The organism is Citrobacter sp. MGH104 (assembly GCF_001034485.1).
In the GTDB taxonomy this organism is placed as follows: Bacteria; Pseudomonadota; Gammaproteobacteria; order Enterobacterales; family Enterobacteriaceae; genus Citrobacter; species Citrobacter freundii.
Window position 1 is genome coordinate 1,178,790 of record NZ_KQ089818.1, and the last position, 19,229, is coordinate 1,198,018.

Genomic DNA, 19,229 nt, shown 5'->3' on the forward strand with positions numbered 1-19,229 from the left:
GTTTATTTTAGTGATTTTTCGCAGCAGCTAGCGGCAGTTCTATGCGAAAACAAACGTTTTGCGCGTGGTCATCAACCAGATACAGTTTGCCCCGCATACGGCGAATGCAATCTCTGGCAATGCTTAGCCCCAACCCGCTTCCTTTTACCGCCCCTTTTCGCTGATGGCTACCCTGGAAAAAAGGCTCGAAGATCATGGTCTGTTCTGCTTCAGGGATCGGTGTGCCGGTATTCATTACATCGATGTATACCGTTGATCCATGCAAACTGCTGCGGATCCAAATGTTACCGGATTCAGCGCCGTAGTGCACCGCATTGGAATAAAGATTGTCCAGCACGCTCATCAACAGCATCGGTTCTGCCAGGCAGGCGTTCACCGCAAGCGCAACATCAGTATGTATCATTTTGGCGCGAGCGGGCAGGCTATGCGCAGAAACAACGCTTTCCACCAGCGGCGCGATTTCCACACTTTCAAGCTCAGCCTCGTCATCCGCCAGCTTACGGTTGTAATCGAGAAGTTGCTCAATCAGTTTTTGCAAGTTGCGGCTGCTGTCATCGAGGATGCCGACCACCTCTTTTTGCTCCGGTGTTAACGGGCCCACTACCTGATCGGCCAGCAATTCGGTACCTTCACGCATACTCGCCAGCGGTGTTTTCAGCTCATGAGAAAGATGGCGTAAAAACTGATGCCGTTGCGACTCAAGCCAGGAGAGGCGTTCGCTTAACCAGATAATACGCTGCCCCACGGATCGCAGCTCACGGGGCCCAGTTAATAATACGCTATCGCCCAGCGAGCGCCCTTCTCCCAGACGGTTGATCATCCGTTCGATGCCCTTCACCGGACCGATAATCATACGGGTAAACAACAGCACCATCGCCAGGCTAAGGAGAAACAGCACCAGTGCCTGCCAGCCAAAAAACTGCCCGCGTTCGGCTATTTCCTGCTGTAACTGCTGGCCACGAGAAAAGACGACGGTACGCGTCGCTTGCACCATCTCGGTATTGGCATTGGCGAACGCTTCCAGCCGTGCAGCCGACACACTGTCAGGACCGCTGTTTTTACACTGCAACTGCGCGAGATCGTTAAGATCCTGACGCAACGCCTGGTAGAGCTTGGTATCTGGCAACACCCCCGCATGCGCATCCAGCATATCACTGTAGCGTTTACGCTGACTTTGGTAGACCTTGGCCAACGTTGAGTCATCAAGCACACAGTATTGCCGATAGCTGCGCTCCATCTCCAGCGCAGCATTGGTCATCGCTTCACTGCGTCTGGCGTCAATCAGCGTGGTGCGGTTCGTCAGCGCAGCCTGCGCGCTCAGGGCATTCAGACTTTGCCATGCCTGCCAGGCCAAAACTAACAACGGCAACAGGATCAGCAAAAATGCCAACATCACCAATTGACGTAAAGATCGGGGGAAAACTGACCAGCGCTTCAAGGCGTTACTCTCAATGGACAGGAATAGGTTGATGCTAACTGAGGGGAACGCCAGATACAACAAAGCCGGGATTAACCCGGCTTTGTTGCGGAATAAGGCGGTGCCTAACTCGACGTTTCGCCCGGAGGTTGATATGAGCTTCGCTAATATCAGATGTTGGACGGCAGGCACCTTGTTGTGCGTCATTCGAAGTTTATGTAGCACGTCCCGAAGGGGCTGACATAAGAAGGTGAATGAGCCACTGGTTAATATTATGCAGCATCTGTGCCAATATTCAAAACACTTTATTAACACAATGATAAATATAGAAAATATGATTATTTATATGAGAAATGATATTGTCCATTTTTCACCCACACCGTCGCCAATCAGCAACACCTGTAACACTTAAAAATAAATTCGTTTTAAATCAAATAATTAAATGTCTCTTTTTGGCGACAATGTAACCTTACCTATGTCGGCATTTCCCGACACTTTACTTTTAGGTGCAAGCGCTGAGTTTATTGCCGGATAGCGGCGTGAACGCCTTATCCGGCCTACAACCGCATTTCCCCGTAAGCCTGATAAGCGTAGCGTTATCAGGCGGCAGACAAAAAAAAGCCCCTCACAAGAGGGGCTTGATGATCATAGGCTAATTATCCAAGCTGTTTACGCGCGTTGCGGAAGATACGCATCCACGGGCTGTCCTCGCCCCAATTTTCCGGGTGCCAGGAGTTGCTCACGGTACGGAACACACGTTCTGGATGCGGCATCATAATGGTGACGCGACCATTTTCAGTGGTCACAGCAGTAATACCATTCGGCGAACCGTTCGGGTTAGCCGGGTAAGCCTCGGTCACCTTACCGAAGTTATCGACGTAGCGCAGTGCCACCAGACCTTTGCTCTCAAGCTGAGCCAGATGCGCACCGTCACGCACTTCCACACGACCTTCACCGTGAGAAACGGCAATCGGCATCATCGACCCCACCATATCGGCAAGCAGTAAGGACGGGCTTTGCGTCACTTCGACCAGGCTGAAGCGGGCTTCAAAGCGGTCGGAGTGGTTACGCACAAAGCGCGGCCACAGGTCGCTTCCTGGGATTAGCTCACGCAGGTTAGACATCATCTGGCAACCGTTACACACCCCGAGCGCCAGGGTTTGCGGGCGATGGAAGAAGGTTTCGAACTCATCACGCACGCGGTTGTTGAACAAAATTGACTTCGCCCAACCTTCCCCTGCGCCGAGTACATCGCCGTAAGAGAAGCCGCCGCAGGCTACCAGCGCCTGGAAGTTACCCAAGCCGATGCGTCCCCCCAGCAGATCGCTCATGTGTACATCGATGGCGTCAAAGCCCGCACGGTGGAAAGCTGCCGCCATTTCGACGTGGGAGTTAACGCCCTGCTCGCGCAGCACGGCCACTTTCGGACGCGCACCGGTGGCGATATACGGCGCGGCAACATCGTCGTTAATATCGAACGTCAGTTTGACGTTGATACCCGGATCGGCATCGTTGGTTTTAGCGTCGTGTTCCTGATCGGCGCATTCCGGGTTATCGCGCAGACGTTGCATCTGCCAGGTGGTTTCCGCCCACCACATACGCATCGTGGTGCGACTTTCGCTGAACACCGCATGACCATCTGCTTCGACCACGAAGCGGTCGCCCTGCACGGCTTTCCCCAGATAGTGCACGCAATCGGCCAGGCCATGTTGAGCCAGCAACGCCTCAACCGCTTCACGATCACCTGCGCGAACCTGAATCACCGCGCCCAGCTCTTCGTTAAACAGCGCCGCCAGACGATCTTCACCCAGAGAGTGGATATCAGCTTCAATACCGCAGTGACCAGTGAAGGCCATTTCCGCCAGCGTCACCAGCAAGCCACCGTCGGAGCGATCGTGGTAGGCCAGCAGCTTACGCTGTGCGACCAGCGCCTGAATGGCGTCGTAGAAGCCTTTCAGTTGCTCTACGTTACGCACATCGGCAGGCTTATCCCCCAGTTGACGGTAAACCTGCGCCAGCGCCGTCGCACCAAGCGCGTTGTGACCCAGACCAAGGTCAATCAGCAACAGGGCGTTGTCTTCAGTAGAAAGCTGCGGGGTAATGGTGTGGCGCACATCTTCCACGCGGGCAAAGGCGGTGATCACCAGCGACAGCGGCGAGGTCATTTCACGCTGTTCGTTGCCTTCCTGCCAGCGGGTTTTCATCGACATAGAGTCTTTGCCCACCGGAATGGTCAGGCCAAGCGCCGGACATAATTCTTCCCCAACGGCTTTTACCGCTTCGTACAGTCCGGCGTCTTCGCCAGGGTGACCTGCAGCCGCCATCCAGTTGGCCGACAGTTTAATGCGTTTGATATCGCCAATCTGCGTTGCCGCAATGTTGGTCAGCGCCTCACCTACAGCCAGACGCGCAGAGGCTGAGAAGTCGAGCAATGCGACTGGCGCGCGCTCGCCGAGAGACATCGCTTCGCCGTAGTAGCTATCGAGGCTTGCGGTAGTGACCGCGCAGTTGGCGACCGGGATCTGCCATGGACCAACCATCTGGTCACGCGCCACCATACCGGTAACGGTACGGTCACCGATAGTCACGAGGAACGTTTTCTCCGCGACAGTCGGCAGATGCAGCACGCGGTTAACTGCATCTGCAATCGAGATTTCACTACGATTCAGTGCATCGCCTTTGGCTTTCAGCGTCTGCACATCGCGGGTCATTTTCGGTGTTTTACCCAGCAGCACATCGAGTGGCATGTCGATCGGCTGGTTGTCGAAGTGGCTGTCGCTTAAGGTCAGATGCTGTTCTTCGGTAGCTTCACCGATGACCGCGTACGGCGCGCGCTCGCGCTTACACAGTTCGTCAAACAGCGGCAATTGATCGGCAGCAACCGCCAGCACGTAGCGCTCCTGGGACTCGTTACACCAGATTTCCAGCGGGCTCATACCCGGCTCATCGCTGAGGATATCGCGCAGCTGGAACTTACCACCGCGACCGCCATCGCTTACCAGCTCCGGCATGGCGTTAGACAGACCACCCGCGCCAACGTCATGGATAAACAGAATTGGGTTCGCATCACCCATCTGCCAGCAACGGTCGATAACTTCCTGGCAACGACGTTCCATTTCCGGGTTATCACGCTGTACAGAAGCGAAATCAAGATCGGCATCAGACTGACCGGAAGCCATAGAGGAGGCTGCCCCGCCGCCAAGGCCAATGTTCATCGCCGGGCCGCCGAGGACGATCAGCTTGGCGCCAACGACGATCTCGCCTTTCTGCACGTGATCGGCACGGATGTTACCGATCCCGCCTGCCAGCATGATCGGTTTATGGTAACCGCGCAGCTCTTCGCCGTTATGGCTGTTGACCTTTTCTTCATAGGTACGGAAGTAGCCGGTCAGCGCCGGGCGACCAAATTCGTTGTTAAACGCCGCGCCGCCCAGCGGGCCTTCGGTCATGATGTCGAGCGCGGTGACAATACGATCCGGCTTACCAAAGTCCTCTTCCCAAGGCTGTTCAAAGCCAGGAATACGCAGGTTGGAGACGGAGAAGCCTACCAGCCCGGCTTTCGGTTTTGCACCACGACCGGTTGCACCCTCATCGCGGATTTCTCCGCCGGAGCCGGTTGCCGCACCTGGCCACGGAGAGATAGCCGTCGGGTGGTTATGAGTTTCTACCTTCATCAGGATGTGGGCTGGTTCCTGATGGAAATCGTAGCGGCCGGTTTTGTGATCGGCAAAATAGCGGCCCACTTCAGAACCTTCCATTACCGCGGCGTTGTCTTTATAGGCAGACAGCACGTGGTCCGGCGTGGTTTCGAAGGTATTCTTGATCATCTTGAACAGCGACTTAGGCTGTTGTTTACCGTCGATAACCCAGTCGGCGTTAAAAATCTTGTGGCGGCAGTGCTCGGAGTTGGCCTGCGCAAACATGTACAGTTCAATGTCGTTCGGGTTGCGCCCCAGTTTGGTGAACGCATCCTGCAGATAGTCAATTTCGTCTTCCGCCAGCGCCAGACCCAGACGCAGGTTAGCGTCGATCAGCGCCTGACGTCCCTCACCCAGTAGATCAACGCTGGAGACCGGCGCCGGTTGGTGATGGACAAACAGTTTTTCGGCATCGTTCAGCGCAGAGAAAACCGTTTCCATCATGCGGTCGTGCAGTTCATCGGCCACCATCTGCCATTGCTCAGCGGTCAGTGTAGAGGCTTCTACATACCAGGCAATGCCACGTTCCAGGCGGCTAATCTGATGCAGACCGCAGTTGTGGGCAATATCAGTCGCTTTAGAAGACCACGGGGAGATGGTGCCAGGGCGAGGCGTAACCAGCAGCAGTTTTCCTTCCGGGGCGTGGCTTTGCAGAGCAGGACCATATTTCAGCAGGCGTGCAAGCTGCGCGTGCTCATCTTCATTTAACGGTGCATTCAGATCGGCAAAATGGACGTACTCGGCGTAAATATTGTGGACCTGGAGGTTGGCAGCCTGAAAACGTGCCAGCAGTTTGTTAATACGGAATGCAGACAGTGCAGGTGAACCACGCAGAATTTCCATCATAAGTCTCTCGTCTTCTAAGCTTTCGGTGTGCCCAAGTGGGGAAACGGGCGTCATTATAAAGAATCTACCGCGCCGACGAAACCGTTTGCGTCGAAATAAAATCACGACAGTCACTTATCATCAAATGCGGTCAGATTTCTGAATAAGTTGCCAACTGACGCAAGTTTAAGCAAAATGCCGTTCATTAATGACGACTTCACTTCTTAATCAGCACCACAGCAGGCAGAGAAAACGTACGGTTCAGAGAATTAACTAATTGAAAAAATTAAAGATTAATTATCTGTTCATCGGCATATTGACGCTGTTGTTGGCAGCGGCCCTTTGGCCATCTATTCCCTGGTTCGGTAAAGCCGAAAATCGTATCGCCGCCATTCAGTCGCGGGGAGAGCTGCGCGTCAGTACCATCGACTCGCCGTTAACTTACGCGACCCTCAACGGCAAAAAATTCGGCCTGGATTATGAACTGGCCCAGGAATTTGCCGACTACTTAGGCGTGAAGTTAAAAGTTACCGTACGCCAGAACATCAGCCAGCTTTTTGACGACCTGGATAACGGCAATGCCGACCTGTTAGCCGCAGGCCTGGTCTATAACAGCGAGCGGGTGAAAAATTACCAGCCAGGCCCGACCTATTATTCGGTTTCACAACAGCTGGTGTACCGGGTTGGGCAATATCGCCCGCGCACGCTTGCCACCGTGAACGAAAGCCAACTGACTATCGCCCCGGGGCATGTGGTGGTTAACGACCTCCAGCAGCTAAAAGAGAAAAAATTTCCCGATCTGAGCTGGAAAGTTGATGACAAAAAGGGCACCACCGAATTGCTCGATGATGTAATCGCCGGAAAGCTGGATTACACCATTGCAGATTCTGTCGCCATCAGCTTATATCAACGCGTGCATCCTGAGCTGGCCGTGGCGCTGGACGTCTCTGACGAACAGCCGGTGACCTGGTTTAGTCGTCTGGACGATGACAACACGCTGTCTGCCGCCTTGTTGGATTTCTTTAACACCATGAATGAAGACGGTTCTCTGGCACGGCTGGAAGAGAAATATCTCGGGCATGGCGATGATTTTGACTATGTCGATACCCGCACCTTTTTGCGCGCCGTAGACAGCGTGTTGCCGGACCTTAAGCCGCTGTTTGAGAAGTATGCGCAGGAGATAGACTGGCGACTGCTGGCTGCTATCTCATATCAGGAATCACACTGGGACGCGCAGGCCACCTCTCCAACCGGCGTACGCGGGCTGATGATGTTGACCAAAAATACTGCTCAAAGTCTCGGGCTGACCGACCGTACCGATGCCGAACAGAGTATCAGCGGCGGCGCGCGATACTTGCAGGATATGATGAGTAAAGTACCGGATACCGTCCCCGAAGGAGAACGCATCTGGTTTGCCCTTGCAGCCTATAACATGGGTTATGCGCACATGCTTGATGCGCGGGCGCTAACGGTGAAAACCAAAGGCAACCCGAACAGTTGGTCCGACGTAAAACAGCGGCTACCGCTGCTCAGCCAAAAGCCGTATTACAACAAGCTGACCTATGGCTATGCGCGTGGCCACGAAGCTTACGCCTATGTGGAAAATATCCGTAAGTACCAGATTAGCCTGGTGGGGTATCTGCAGGAGAAAGAAAAACAGGCGCAGGAAACGCAGCAACTGGCTCAGGATTACCCGGCGGTGTCGCCGGCTGAGCTGTTGGGTAAAGATAAATTTCCGCTTTCAGCCTTTCTGACTCAGACGTCGTCAAACTACCTGTCGCACTCCCCTTCCCTGCTATTTTCGGCACAGAAGAAAGAGGACCAGTAGTCTGATTGGTATTTACTGATTAGCGGATTTTTTCAGGGCCTTGATTTCCTGCCGACGCATGCGAAAGAAATCACTGAGCAACGTGGCACATTCATCCCGCAGTACCCCCTCTGTCACTTCAACCCGATGATTCATCCCGGGGTGATGCAGCACATCCATTAATGACCCGGCAGCGCCCGTTTTCGCATCGCGTGCACCAAAAACGACCCGACCGATACGGCTGTGCACCATCGCGCCTGCGCACATCACGCACGGCTCCAGAGTGACGTACAGCGTGGCATCTAACAGACGGTAGTTTTGCAGCACCAGGCCGCCCTGACGCAGCGCCATAATCTCAGCGTGGGCAGTCGGATCATGATGACCTATCGGGCGGTTCCAGCCTTCGCCAATCACTCGGTTGTTATGTACCAATACCGCACCCACCGGGACTTCACGCTCATCCCAGGCGCGCTTAGCCAGCGTTAAAGCATGACGCATCCAGTATTCGTGGCTAAATTCAACATCTGACAAAGGGGTTACTCCACCAATAAAAGCGGGCGCATTATACACAGACGCTATCGTTTACTCTATTCGAGTTGTTGCAGCTCTCCGCGCGGCGTGACGCGCCAGCGATGCTGGCAAAAAGAGAGTAACGGATTATCCTGCTTACTGTCGCTGTAGCCGCTGTAGAGAGACAACGGTGCGCCAATCTGCCGCTCCAGTTGCGTCACTTTCTCATGGCCCAGACAGCGCAGAGTCAGCACCCAGCCGCCGTATCCCCGCGCCATTTTGCTGGCGATCAGATTGACTCGCGGTAACCACGGAGTATCAAAGTAAACCTGCTCGACCAACGACTGCGGAGAGCCGGTGATAAGCCAGATGTCAGCGTCAGAGCTTAACAGGTAGGTTGTCAGGCGCTGCTGAACGAGCGGAAACGCCGTCACGTTACTGCGAAACCAGCGCACAAAGTCGGCCTGATGCGCTTTCAGACGCGCCTCGCTGCGACCAAAAGTGCATCCCCATAACAGCAGGCTCATTGGCCAGCGGGCGGCGCGCCCTTGTATCAGCAATGCCAGCGCAATCACCGGTAGCAGAGGCAGTACCAGCAACGCGTTCAGCGGCTGGCGACGCAGCAGATAACGAATAAAACTACCGAACATATCCTGCTGGTGTAACGTGCCATCCAAATCAAAAAAGACAACGCGGCGCTGGTGATTGGTCAAACCTTATTCCTCTGGATCAGTGAATCCCAATAGCCAGGTAAACAGGAACCCGGCGATAACTGCTACCAGATAGCCTAACAGATAGAACATCACTTTTCCGGCAACAATCGTCAGTGCCAGCGGTAATCCGGAGATGCCAAATGTGATGACCGTCGCCACCTTCCAGTAGCTAATCAGCGCTCCACCTACCGCGCCGCCAAGACATGCACCGATAAACGGCTTACCCAACGGCAGCGTTACGCCAAAAATCAGCGGCTCGCCTATACCCAGCAGTCCGACAGGCAGTGCACCTTTGATTACTTTTTTTAACCGCGCATTTCGGGTTTTCATCAGAACCGCGATCGCAGCACCTATTTGCCCAACGCCCGCCATCGCCAGGATCGGAAAGAGCGCGTTATAACCGTGTGCCTGAACCAGCTCAACATGGATGGGCACCAATCCCTGATGAAGTCCAGTGAGCACCAACGGCAGGAAGGTTCCTGCCAGCACGGCACCGACCAGAAAACCGCCGCGATCGATAGCCCAGGATGCGCCGTGAGCAATAGACTCAGAAATCCAGCCGCCAAGCGGTTGCAGCGCCACAATCGCGATTACGCCGGTAATGATGGTAGTCAGCAGCGGATTAAGGATAAGCTCCAGTGATTCTGGCAACAGCTCGCGGAATTTGCGTTCGATCCAACACATCAACGCCACCACCAGCAGTACCGCGATCACTCCGCCGCGCCCTGGCTGCAACGCTTCGCCAAACAGCGTGATTTGTGCCAGTTGCGGGCTGGAGAGGATCCCCGCCATCACCCCGCCCATCGCCAGGGAACCACCGAAAACTTTGGCGGTATTCACCCCGACCAGAATATTCATAATGGCAAACACGGCGCTGCCAAATATGCCCATCAACCCCAGCATATTCGGATAGTGGGTCGCAAAATCCCCCACGATGTCCGGGCGCTTAAGGATGTTAATAATGCCGGTAATCAAACCGGAGGCGATAAACGCCGGAATAAGAGGGATAAAGACGTTCGCCAGCTTGCGCAGCGCATCGCTCATCGGCGCTTTGTACTTCGCTTTGGCCTCTGACTTTGTGCGCTCGATATTATTGGCACCTGCTCGCTCGCCGCCATCGGCAATCAGGGAACGCATGGCATCCACCACTTTGGCCGCTTTACCGGGGCCAACAATAATCTGGTGCTGCGCGCCCTGCTTCACGTAGCCGCTGACACCGGGCAGTTGCCTGAGACGAGGGATATCGAGCTGTCCATCATCCTGAACTTCAACCCTGACGCGGGTCATACAGTTTTCCAGGCGCAGAATATTTTTCTCTCCGCCAACACCCAGTAGAATATCGCTGGCCAGCACCGCCGTCTTATCCATATACACCTCTTAGTGTTCTAACGCCGCGCGTAAAAAACCCTGGTGAGCGGCAAGCTTTTCGCGGGCGGCAGCGGCGTCAAGGCCGGTGAGCGCCATTAAAATAGCTGGCTTAACGTCAAAATCAGTCTGCTTTAGCAGCGCTTGCGCCTGTTCACGCGCAATGCCCGTGGCTTCAACCACCATACGGCACGCCCGATCGACCAGTTTGACGTTGGTTGCCTGCATGTCCACCATCAGGTTCTGATAAACCTTACCGAACTTCACCATCGCTCCGGTGGAGATCATATTGAGCACCAGCTTTTGCGCGGTTCCGGATTTCAGTCGTGTTGACCCGGTCAGCGCCTCTGGCCCCACTACCGGAGAAATGGCGATATCCGCTTCATGCGCGATAGGGGAATCCGGATTGCAAGAAATAGCCACCGTCGTACAGCCAACCGAACGCGCATATTTCAGCCCACCAATTACATACGGCGTGCGACCAGATGCTGCCAGCCCCACCACCAGATCCTGCGCGGTAAGATTGAGCGCACGTAGATCGTCTTCACCTAACTGTGGGTTATCTTCCGCACCCTCAACCGCCTTCAGCAGCGCGCCCGGTCCCCCGGCAATCAATCCAACCACCAGACCGTGTGGTACGCCGAAGGTCGGTGGGCATTCAGACGCATCCAGTACCCCGAGACGCCCGCTGGTCCCCGCTCCCATGTAAATAATGCGACCACCTGCTTTTAGCGCGTTAGCTGCCGCATCGACCGCACACGCAACTTGAGGCAGAGTTGCTTTTACTGCTTCGGCTACCAGCGTATCCTGTTGATTAAAACGATGAACCAACTCCAGCGTGGAGAGCGCATCCAGGTCCATGGTCTGGGGATTGCGGGTTTCTGAAACTAATGCACCGAGATTCATTTTTTGTTCCTTAGGAATTTTTAATTCATAATAATCTGCCATAATGGAATATTATATTCATCCAGGCGAATGAAATTTTGTTTTGTAATCGCCATCACGTTTTCGCCAGGAGACAGCATGAACTGTTTAATTCGCATTCGTCAGCGTTACCCGGACCTCGCGCAAAGCGATAAAAAATTAGCGGATTATCTCCTTTCCCAGCCGGATACTGCGCGTCATCTCAGTTCGCAGCAGTTGGCCGCGGAGGCGGGCGTCAGCCAGTCCAGCGTGGTGAAGTTCGCGCAAAAGATGGGTTTTAAAGGATTTCCTGCACTTAAACTGGCGATCAGCGAAGCGCTGGCCAGCAATCCCAACCCCCATTCCATTCCGGTACATAATCAGATTCGTGGTGACGATCCTATGCGTCTGGTGGGGGAAAAGTTGATTCAGGAGAACGTGGCGGCGATGCATGCGACGCTGGACGTCAACAGCGAAGAGAAACTGATGGAGAGCGTCACAATGTTGCGCTCAGCCCGACGCATTATCGTGACCGGGATTGGCGCATCGGGTCTGGTGGCACAGAATTTTTCCTGGAAGTTGCTGAAGATTGGTTTTAACGCGGTGGTGGAACGCGATATGCACGCCCTGCTGGCGACGGTGCAAGCCCTTTCGCCCAACGATCTGCTGCTGGCCATTTCGTATACCGGAGAGCGCCGCGAGCTCAACCTGGCTGCGGATGAAACGTTGCGCACCGGCGCGAAAATCCTCGCCATCACTGGATTTACACCCAATGCCCTGCAGCAACGGGCAAGTCATTGTCTGTACACGATTGCCGAGGAGCAAGCCACGCGCAGCGCAGCGATTTCCTCCACTCATGCGCAAATGATGCTCACTGATTTACTGTTTATGGCGCTGGTGCAGCAGGATCTGGAGCATGCCCCGGAACGTATTCGCCACAGCGAAGCACTGGTAAAAAAACTGGTCTGAGCAAAGAATGCGCGTATAATGCCCGCCCGATTTGTGATGTTTTGAGAGTTTCCTGATGGCCCTGTTAATCACTAAAAAGTGTATCAATTGCGATATGTGCGAGCCCGAATGCCCGAATGAGGCAATTTCGATGGGTGATAGCATTTACGAGATTAACAGCGACAAGTGTACGGAATGCGTAGGCCATTACGACACGCCAACCTGCCAGAAGGTGTGCCCGCTCCCCAATACTATTTTGAAAGATCCGGCACATGTCGAAACAGAAGAGCAGTTGTGGGATAAGTTTGTGCTGATGCACCACGCCGATAAACTTTAACCGCGTCGCCATCCGGCAACGTGCAGAATCTAACTCTCGATAATCACCGTGGCGCAGGCGTAGTGACGCTCATCGGCCAGCGTCACATGCATATGCGCGACGCCGAGTTTTTCCGCCAGTTTTAACGCCTCTCCCCATAATCGCAGACGCGGCTTACCGAGTTCGTCGTTAAAGACTTCAAACTGATTAAACGCCAGCCCATTGCGAATACCCGTGCCAAAGGCTTTTGCTGCCGCCTCTTTGACTGCAAAACGCTTAGCCAGAAAACGCACCGGCTGCTGATGCGTTTCCCAGATTGCCCATTCGTTGTCGCTGAGCACACGTCTTGCCAGACGGTCGCCGGAACGGGAGATTACCGCTTCGATGCGGGCAATCTCCACGATATCCGTGCCTAATCCCAGAATCGCCATTAGCCACGCGCTTCCAGCATCAGGCGCTTCATTTCGACTACGGCATCTTTCAGACCGCTCATCACCGCGCGCCCGATAATGGCATGGCCAATGTTCAACTCATGCATTTCCGGGATCCGTGCGATAGCTTTAACGTTGTGATACGTCAGGCCGTGGCCCGCATTCACCTTCAGGCCAAGGCTGGCGGCAAAAGTTGCCGCTTTGGCAATACGCGCCAGTTCGCTGGCCTGCTCTGCGTCGGTTTTCGCATCGGCGTAACAGCCGGTGTGAATTTCAATAAACGGCGCGCCAACTTCCGCAGCGGCCTTAATCTGTTCTTCGTCGGCATCGATAAACAGCGAAACCAGAATGCCTGCGTCCGCCAGGCGTTTGCAGGCATCGCGCATCTTGTCACGCTGACCGGCAACGTCCAGACCACCTTCAGTGGTAACTTCCTGACGTTTTTCCGGCACCAGGCAGCAAAAATGCGGCTTAGTCTCAACGGCAATCGCCAGCATCTCTTCTGTGACTGCCATTTCCAGATTCATGCGCGTATCCAGCGTCTGGCGCAAAATACGCACGTCACGGTCGGTGATATGGCGACGGTCTTCACGCAGGTGTACGGTAATACCGTCCGCGCCCGCCTGTTCAACGATAAACGCTGCCTGAACCGGGTCCGGATATGCGGTACCGCGTGCATTACGTAACGTGGCAATGTGGTCAATATTGACGCCTAACAGTAATTCAGCCATGACAATCCTCGTTAATCATTATTTGTTTTTACTGCGCGTTTTGGCATAAATTGCCGGAACAGTTCCCGGCTTTTTAACGGCTTACCACCAAGATACGGCTTTAACGCCATGCGGGTAAAGCGTTTCGCGGCGCGTAACGTATCGACATCAGGAAATTCACGTGATTCGAGTGCTTTCAGATGGCGTCCGGTAAAAGTGGAATTATCGATCACTACGCTAGCGATAAACCCTTTTTCTTCCCGGTAACGATAGGTCATGGTGTCGTCTACCGGCTCGCCGCTGCCCGCACAGTGGGTAAAATCGACGCCGTACCCCAGATGTCCAAGTAAGGCCAGCTCAAAGCGGCGCAATGCAGGTTCTGGCGAACCCGTCGCGCCAGCCAGCGCCTGAATACAGTTCAGGTAATCGAAAAAGAGTTCAGAAAAGCGGGTTTCGTACTCGAGTACGCGCGAGACAAGCTCGTTGATATACAAGCCGCTGTACAGCGTGATACCGCTAAGAGGGAGTGCCAGAGAAACGGCTTCAGCACTACGTAGGGTTTTGACCTCTCCACGCCCACCAAAGCGAAGCAACAACGGGGTAAAAGGCTGGAGCGCGCCTTTGAGATTAGAACGTTTGGAACGTGCGCCTTTAGCCACCAGGCGCACGCGACCCGACTCTTCCGTGAAGACGTCCAGCACGAGACTGGTTTCGCTCCAGGGGCGACTATGCAAGACAAAGGCTCGTTGCCATCCTTCCATATACTCGCCGTGTTTCAGAAGATGGGTTTAGACGTCGTCGCCGTAACCGAGGCTACGCAGCGCGCGTTCGTCATCGGCCCAGCCGGATTTCACCTTCACCCACAGTTCGAGGTGAACCGGCGCTTCGAACATCTCCTGCATGTCTTTACGCGCTTCGATGCCGATGGTTTTGATCTTGGCCCCTTTGTTGCCAATAACCATCTTCTTCTGCCCTTCACGTTCAACGAGGATCAGACCGTTGATATCGTAACCACCGCGCTCATTGGAGATAAAACGCTCAATTTCCACGGTAACGGAGTACGGCAATTCAGCACCCAGAAAACGCATCAGCTTTTCACGGATGATTTCTGAGGCCATAAAGCGCTGAGAACGATCGGTGATGTAATCTTCCGGGAAGTGATGAATAGCTTCCGGCAAATGCTTACGCACGATGCCCGCAACGGTATCGACATTCAAGCCGGTTTCGGCAGAAATCGGCACGATATCAAGGAAGTTCATCTGGCTTGCCAGGAACTGCAGGTGCGGCAGCAGATCGGCTTTTTCCTGAACGTTGTCTACTTTGTTCACAGCCAGAATAACCGGGGCTTTGCCATCACGCAGCTTGTTGAGCACCATTTCGTCGTCCGGCGTCCAGCGGGTGCCTTCCACAACGAAAATAACCAGTTCAACATCACCGATCGAGCTGCTCGCCGCTTTATTCATCAGGCGGTTGATCGCTCGTTTTTCTTCCATATGCAGGCCCGGGGTATCGACATAAATCGCCTGATACGCGCCTTCGGTATGGATGCCAACAATACGGTGACGTGTTGTCTGAGCCTTACGTGAGGTAATAGAAATCTTCTGCCCAAGCAGATTATTCAACAGGGTGGATTTGCCGACGTTCGGGCGACCGACGATGGCAATAAATCCGCAGTAAGTTTTCTCTTCGCTCATTCCAGCTCCAGTTTTTTTAACGCCTGTTCGGCGGCAGCCTGCTCAGCCTTACGACGGCTCGAACCTGTGCCAACCACCGGTTCACTCAGGCCGCTGACCTGGCAGTGGATAGTAAATTCTTGATCGTGTGCTTCACCACGGACCTGTACCACCAAATAAGACGGCAGAGGCAGGTGGCGACCCTGCAAATATTCCTGCAGGCGCGTTTTCGGATCTTTTTGTTTATCGCCTGGGCTAATTTCATCCAGACGAGTTTGATACCAGTTCAGGATTAATTGCTCAACGGTTTGAATATCGCTGTCGAGGAAGACGCCGCCGATCAACGCTTCAACGGTATCGGCCAGGATCGATTCACGACGGAAGCCGCCGCTTTTCAGCTCACCAGGCCCCAAACGTAAACATTCACCGAGGTCAAACTCACGGGCTAATTCAGCCAGCGTATTGCCGCGAACCAGCGTTGCGCGCATGCGGCTCATGTCACCTTCGTCCACTCGAGGGAAACGGTGATACAGCGCATTAGCGATAACAAAGCTCAAAATAGAGTCGCCCAGAAATTCTAAACGCTCGTTATGTTTGCTGCTGGCGCTCCGGTGAGTTAATGCCTGCTGCAACAGCTCCTGATGATTAAAAGTGTAGCCCAGCTTCCGTTGAAGCCGATTAATTACGATGGGGTTCATGCGATACCAATAAATGAATGCGTCAACAATTCAGCACACGAAACAGACCTGATATACGCACTTTGCGGAGCCATCTGGCTTCGCCTGCATGCTTTTATATACAAACCAACGCTGTTTCGTGTGCCGTAGCAACCTGTCGGTGCCAACCTAAAACTTCGGGGGAATATTCTATACACAACGACAAGGGATGTCGTTAGTCTGCGGGAATTTATCCGAGAAATAATTCACGCTGCCGCCGTAATGACGACAACGTGAACGATTATCGGCGATTAGTGAATGCCACCAATACGGCTTAAACGCACACCGGTCGGCCATTCACCTTCTTGCTTATCGAAACTCATCCAGATAGCGGTCGCTTTACCCACCAGATTCGCTTCCGGCACAAATCCCCAGTAACGGCTGTCCGCGCTGTTGTCACGGTTATCACCCATCATGAAGTAGTGCCCTGGCGGGACGATCCAAGTTGCCAGTTGCTGACCAGGCTGGCGGTAATACATTCCCACCTGATCCTGCGCGATTGGCACGGTCAGAATGCGGTGCGTAACCTCACCCAGCGTTTCTTTACGCTCAGAGAGACGAATACCGTTCTCTTTCGTTTCGTTCGGCGGAACTTCAAAGAAGCCACTGGTCGCTTCCCCACCGTTACGGCGCGCAAAGGTCTGTACGAAATCACTTGGCTGAACATCCGAATACGTTACCGGCAGCGCGTTTTCACACGCCTGACCGGAACGGCATCCTGGCTGAATAGTCACTTCTTTCGCCACTGGATCGTACGTTACTTTGTCTCCCGGTAAACCGACAGCACGTTTAATGTAGTCCAGGCGCGGATCTTCCGGGTATTTAAACACCACGATATCACCGCGTTTCGGATGACCGGTTTCGATCAGCGTTTTCTGGTAAATCGGATCTTTAATCCCGTAGGCGAATTTCTCCACCAGGATAAAGTCACCGATAAGCAGCGTCGGCATCATCGAACCTGACGGGATCTGGAACGGCTCATAAATAAATGAACGTACCACCAGCACAATCGCCAGTACCGGGAAAACGGATGCCCCGGTTTCCAGCCAGCCCGGCTTAGGGGATACTTTTTTCAGCGTTGCTTTATCCAGTGAATCACCTGCAGCAGCTTGCGCTGCTGCCTGACGCTCCCGGCGTTTTGGTGCGAAGATGAATTTATCTACGCACCATAAAATGCCCGTCACCAGTGTGGCAATCACCAGAATCAGGGCAAACATGTTCGCCATGCCAACTCCTTAAGATTATTTGCTGTCTTTACCGACATGCAGAATGGCGAGGAACGCTTCCTGCGGCAGTTCGACGTTACCGATCTGCTTCATGCGCTTTTTACCCTCTTTCTGTTTTTGCAGCAGCTTTTTCTTACGGCTGATATCACCGCCGTAGCATTTCGCCAGAACGTTTTTACGCAGCTGCTTCACGGTTGAACGCGCGATGATGTGCGTACCAATGGCCGCCTGGATCGCGATATCAAACTGCTGGCGAGGGATTAGATCTTTCATCTTCTCAACCAGTTCGCGGCCACGGCTCTGGGAGTTGTCGCGGTGAGTAATCAGCGCCAGCGCATCGACACGTTCGTTGTTGATAAGGACATCAACGCGCACCATGTCAGACGCCTGGAAGCGTTTGAAGTTATAGTCCAGCGACGCATAGCCGCGAGAGGTCGACTTCAGACGGTCGAAGAAATCGAGTACTACTTCCGCCATCGGGATTTCATACGTCAGCGCCACCTGGTTACCGTGGTAAACCATGTTGGTCTGGACGCCACGCTTCTCGATACACAGGGTGATGACGTTGCCAAGGTAAGCCTGCGGCAGCAGCATGTGACACTCAGCGATCGGCTCACGCAGTTCGTAGATGTTGTTCAGCGGCGGCAGCTTGGACGGGCTATCGACGTAGATAGTCTCTTTCGCCGTGGTTTCGACTTCGTAGACTACGGTCGGCGCGGTAGTGATCAGATCCAGATCGTATTCACGCTCCAGACGTTCCTGAATGATCTCCATGTGCAGCAGACCAAGGAAGCCACAACGGAAGCCGAAGCCCAGCGCGGTAGAGCTTTCCGGTTCGTAGAACAGGGAGGCGTCGTTCAGGCTCAGCTTGCCAAGCGCGTCACGGAAGTTTTCATAGTCGTCAGAGCTGACCGGGAACAGACCGGCGTAAACCTGTGGCTTCACTTTTTTAAAGCCTGGCAGCGGTTTGTCTGCCGGGTTACGCGCCTGCGTCAGGGTATCGCCAACCGGCGCGCCGAGGATGTCTTTAATCGCACAAACCAACCAACCTACCTCGCCGCATTTCAGCTCGGTACGGTCAACCTGTTTTGGCGTGAAGATCCCCAGGCGGTCGGCGTTATAGACCTGACCGGTGCTCATTACTTTAATTTTGTCGCCTTTACGCATGGTGCCGTTTTTAATACGTACCAGCGACACCACGCCAAGGTAGTTGTCGAACCATGAGTCGATGATCAGCGCCTGTAATGGGCCTTCCGGATCACCTTCCGGCGGCGGAATGTCGCGTACCAGACGTTCAAGAACGTCAGTGACGCCAACGCCGGTTTTCGCCGAGCAGCGAACGGCATCTGTCGCATCGATACCGACGATATCTTCGATCTCTTCCGCTACGCGTTCAGGATCGGCGGCCGGTAGGTCGATTTTGTTCAGAACCGGCACCACTTCCAGATCCATTTCCATGGCGGTATAGCAGTTAGCAAGGGTCTGCGCTTCTACGCCCTGCCCGGCATCAACCACCAGCAGTGCACCTTCACAGGCGGCAAGCGAGCGGGAAACTTCATACGAGAAGTCAACGTGGCCCGGGGTGTCGATAAAGTTAAGCTGATAGGTTTCACCATCAGATGCTTTGAAATCGAGCGTCACGCTCTGCGCTTTGATAGTAATACCGCGCTCACGCTCAAGATCCATCGAGTCGAGAACCTGCGCTTCCATTTCACGGTCAGACAGGCCACCGCAGATCTGGATAATACGGTCAGACAGCGTCGATTTACCGTGGTCGATGTGAGCTATGATTGAAAAGTTACGTATGTTCTTCATATAGTGTAATTATTGTGCCTTACGCCCGCCTGAGCAGGCTCTGAGAAGTCGCTGTTCTGAGCTTAACGTCTGTTTAAGTGAAACGCCGCATTCTACACTACAACGCTGAGGCGAGGAAATGTTCATAGAGCAAGGATAGCGGGAACTGGAAACAAC

General features: G+C 53.9%; 16 protein-coding genes. 3 read left to right on the plus strand and 13 right to left on the minus strand.

The genetic code is table 11. From position 1 onward, the window contains the following. Positions 1 to 7 precede the first annotated feature (7 nt). Positions 8 to 1,438 carry a two component system sensor histidine kinase QseE/GlrK gene (gene qseE / locus SK34_RS05500; RefSeq protein WP_003847077.1) on the minus strand — a complete coding sequence of 477 codons (1,431 nt, stop codon included), beginning with the start codon at positions 1,436 to 1,438 and terminating at the stop codon, positions 8 to 10. 635 nt (positions 1,439 to 2,073) lie between these two features. Beyond that, positions 2,074 to 5,961 carry a phosphoribosylformylglycinamidine synthase gene (gene purL / locus SK34_RS05505; RefSeq protein WP_032939276.1) on the minus strand — a complete coding sequence of 1,296 codons (3,888 nt, stop codon included), beginning with the start codon at positions 5,959 to 5,961 and terminating at the stop codon, positions 2,074 to 2,076. Positions 5,962 to 6,217: 256 nt separating this feature from the next. On the opposite strand from purL, the gene mltF reads away from it, so the two are divergent. Continuing rightward, positions 6,218 to 7,768, plus strand: a complete 1,551-nt coding sequence (mltF, locus tag SK34_RS05510) for a membrane-bound lytic murein transglycosylase MltF (protein ID WP_003838390.1) — start codon at positions 6,218 to 6,220, stop codon at positions 7,766 to 7,768. 12 nt (positions 7,769 to 7,780) lie between these two features. Here the strand turns inward: mltF and tadA are convergent, their stop codons facing one another. From tadA to murQ, 4 genes are read right to left on the minus strand one after another with little or no spacing between them, the layout of a single operon-like run. After that, positions 7,781 to 8,317, minus strand: coding sequence for a tRNA adenosine(34) deaminase TadA (gene tadA, locus SK34_RS05515; RefSeq protein ID WP_071524296.1), 537 nt, complete (start codon positions 8,315 to 8,317; stop codon positions 7,781 to 7,783). Positions 8,318 to 8,334: 17 nt separating this feature from the next. Then, on the minus strand, positions 8,335 to 8,970 hold the full coding sequence (gene yfhb, locus SK34_RS05520) for a phosphatidylglycerophosphatase C (RefSeq protein ID WP_003037603.1): 636 nt from the start codon (positions 8,968 to 8,970) through the stop codon (positions 8,335 to 8,337). Between the two features lie 3 nt (positions 8,971 to 8,973). Then, positions 8,974 to 10,338, minus strand: coding sequence for a PTS transporter subunit EIIC (locus SK34_RS05525; protein WP_048232561.1), 1,365 nt, complete (start codon positions 10,336 to 10,338; stop codon positions 8,974 to 8,976). Positions 10,339 to 10,347: 9 nt separating this feature from the next. Next, entirely contained in the window at positions 10,348 to 11,241 is an 894-nt protein-coding gene (gene murQ, locus SK34_RS05530) for an N-acetylmuramic acid 6-phosphate etherase (protein WP_044714655.1), read from the minus strand. Between the two features lie 117 nt (positions 11,242 to 11,358). On the opposite strand from murQ, the gene SK34_RS05535 reads away from it, so the two are divergent. Continuing rightward, positions 11,359 to 12,207 carry a MurR/RpiR family transcriptional regulator gene (locus tag SK34_RS05535; RefSeq protein WP_003847068.1) on the plus strand — a complete coding sequence of 283 codons (849 nt, stop codon included), beginning with the start codon at positions 11,359 to 11,361 and terminating at the stop codon, positions 12,205 to 12,207. Between the two features lie 55 nt (positions 12,208 to 12,262). Continuing rightward, positions 12,263 to 12,523 (plus strand): YfhL family 4Fe-4S dicluster ferredoxin, encoded by a 261-nt coding sequence (locus SK34_RS05540; protein WP_048232563.1) that lies wholly within the window; start codon positions 12,263 to 12,265, stop codon positions 12,521 to 12,523. A gap of 29 nt (positions 12,524 to 12,552) precedes the next feature. Here SK34_RS05540 and acpS read toward each other — a convergent pair whose 3' ends face one another. From acpS to lepA, 7 genes are all read right to left on the minus strand, one after another. Next, the gene (gene acpS, locus SK34_RS05545; protein WP_003037588.1) at positions 12,553 to 12,933 is read right to left on the minus strand and encodes a holo-ACP synthase; all 381 of its coding nucleotides are present in this window, start codon (positions 12,931 to 12,933) and stop codon (positions 12,553 to 12,555) included. After that, a complete protein-coding gene (gene pdxJ / locus SK34_RS05550; RefSeq protein WP_003838383.1) occupies positions 12,933 to 13,664 on the minus strand; it encodes a pyridoxine 5'-phosphate synthase in 732 nt (243 codons plus the stop codon). The genes acpS and pdxJ overlap by 1 nt, the downstream gene beginning before the upstream one ends. An 11-nt stretch (positions 13,665 to 13,675) precedes the next feature. Continuing rightward, on the minus strand, positions 13,676 to 14,404 hold the full coding sequence (recO, locus tag SK34_RS05555; protein WP_048232565.1) for a DNA repair protein RecO: 729 nt from the start codon (positions 14,402 to 14,404) through the stop codon (positions 13,676 to 13,678). 27 nt (positions 14,405 to 14,431) lie between these two features. After that, a complete protein-coding gene (era, locus tag SK34_RS05560) occupies positions 14,432 to 15,337 on the minus strand; it encodes a GTPase Era (protein ID WP_003037581.1) in 906 nt (301 codons plus the stop codon). After that, positions 15,334 to 16,014, minus strand: a complete 681-nt coding sequence (gene rnc, locus SK34_RS05565) for a ribonuclease III (RefSeq protein ID WP_003037579.1) — start codon at positions 16,012 to 16,014, stop codon at positions 15,334 to 15,336. The genes era and rnc overlap by 4 nt, the downstream gene beginning before the upstream one ends. A 269-nt stretch (positions 16,015 to 16,283) precedes the next feature. Then, a complete protein-coding gene (lepB, locus tag SK34_RS05570; protein ID WP_003838377.1) occupies positions 16,284 to 17,258 on the minus strand; it encodes a signal peptidase I in 975 nt (324 codons plus the stop codon). 15 nt (positions 17,259 to 17,273) lie between these two features. Next, positions 17,274 to 19,073, minus strand: a complete 1,800-nt coding sequence (gene lepA, locus SK34_RS05575) for a translation elongation factor 4 (protein WP_003037577.1) — start codon at positions 19,071 to 19,073, stop codon at positions 17,274 to 17,276. Positions 19,074 to 19,229: the final 156 nt, after the last annotated feature.

Bases quoted from the DNA above. Each gene is read 5' to 3' on its own strand.
- pdxJ (WP_003838383.1), bottom strand. From the start codon at position 13,664: ATGGCTGAATTACTGTTAGGCGTCAATATTGACCACATTGCCACGTTA.
- SK34_RS05540 (WP_048232563.1), top strand. From the start codon at position 12,263: ATGGCCCTGTTAATCACTAAAAAGTGTATCAATTGCGATATGTGCGAG.
- acpS (WP_003037588.1), bottom strand. From the start codon at position 12,933: ATGGCGATTCTGGGATTAGGCACGGATATCGTGGAGATTGCCCGCATC.
- rnc (WP_003037579.1), bottom strand. From the start codon at position 16,014: ATGAACCCCATCGTAATTAATCGGCTTCAACGGAAGCTGGGCTACACT.
- era (WP_003037581.1), bottom strand. From the start codon at position 15,337: ATGAGCGAAGAGAAAACTTACTGCGGATTTATTGCCATCGTCGGTCGC.
- murQ (WP_044714655.1), bottom strand. From the start codon at position 11,241: ATGAATCTCGGTGCATTAGTTTCAGAAACCCGCAATCCCCAGACCATG.
- SK34_RS05525 (WP_048232561.1), bottom strand. From the start codon at position 10,338: ATGGATAAGACGGCGGTGCTGGCCAGCGATATTCTACTGGGTGTTGGC.
- recO (WP_048232565.1), bottom strand. From the start codon at position 14,404: ATGGAAGGATGGCAACGAGCCTTTGTCTTGCATAGTCGCCCCTGGAGC.
- lepA (WP_003037577.1), bottom strand. From the start codon at position 19,073: ATGAAGAACATACGTAACTTTTCAATCATAGCTCACATCGACCACGGT.
- SK34_RS05535 (WP_003847068.1), top strand. From the start codon at position 11,359: ATGAACTGTTTAATTCGCATTCGTCAGCGTTACCCGGACCTCGCGCAA.
- lepB (WP_003838377.1), bottom strand. From the start codon at position 17,258: ATGGCGAACATGTTTGCCCTGATTCTGGTGATTGCCACACTGGTGACG.
- purL (WP_032939276.1), bottom strand. From the start codon at position 5,961: ATGATGGAAATTCTGCGTGGTTCACCTGCACTGTCTGCATTCCGTATT.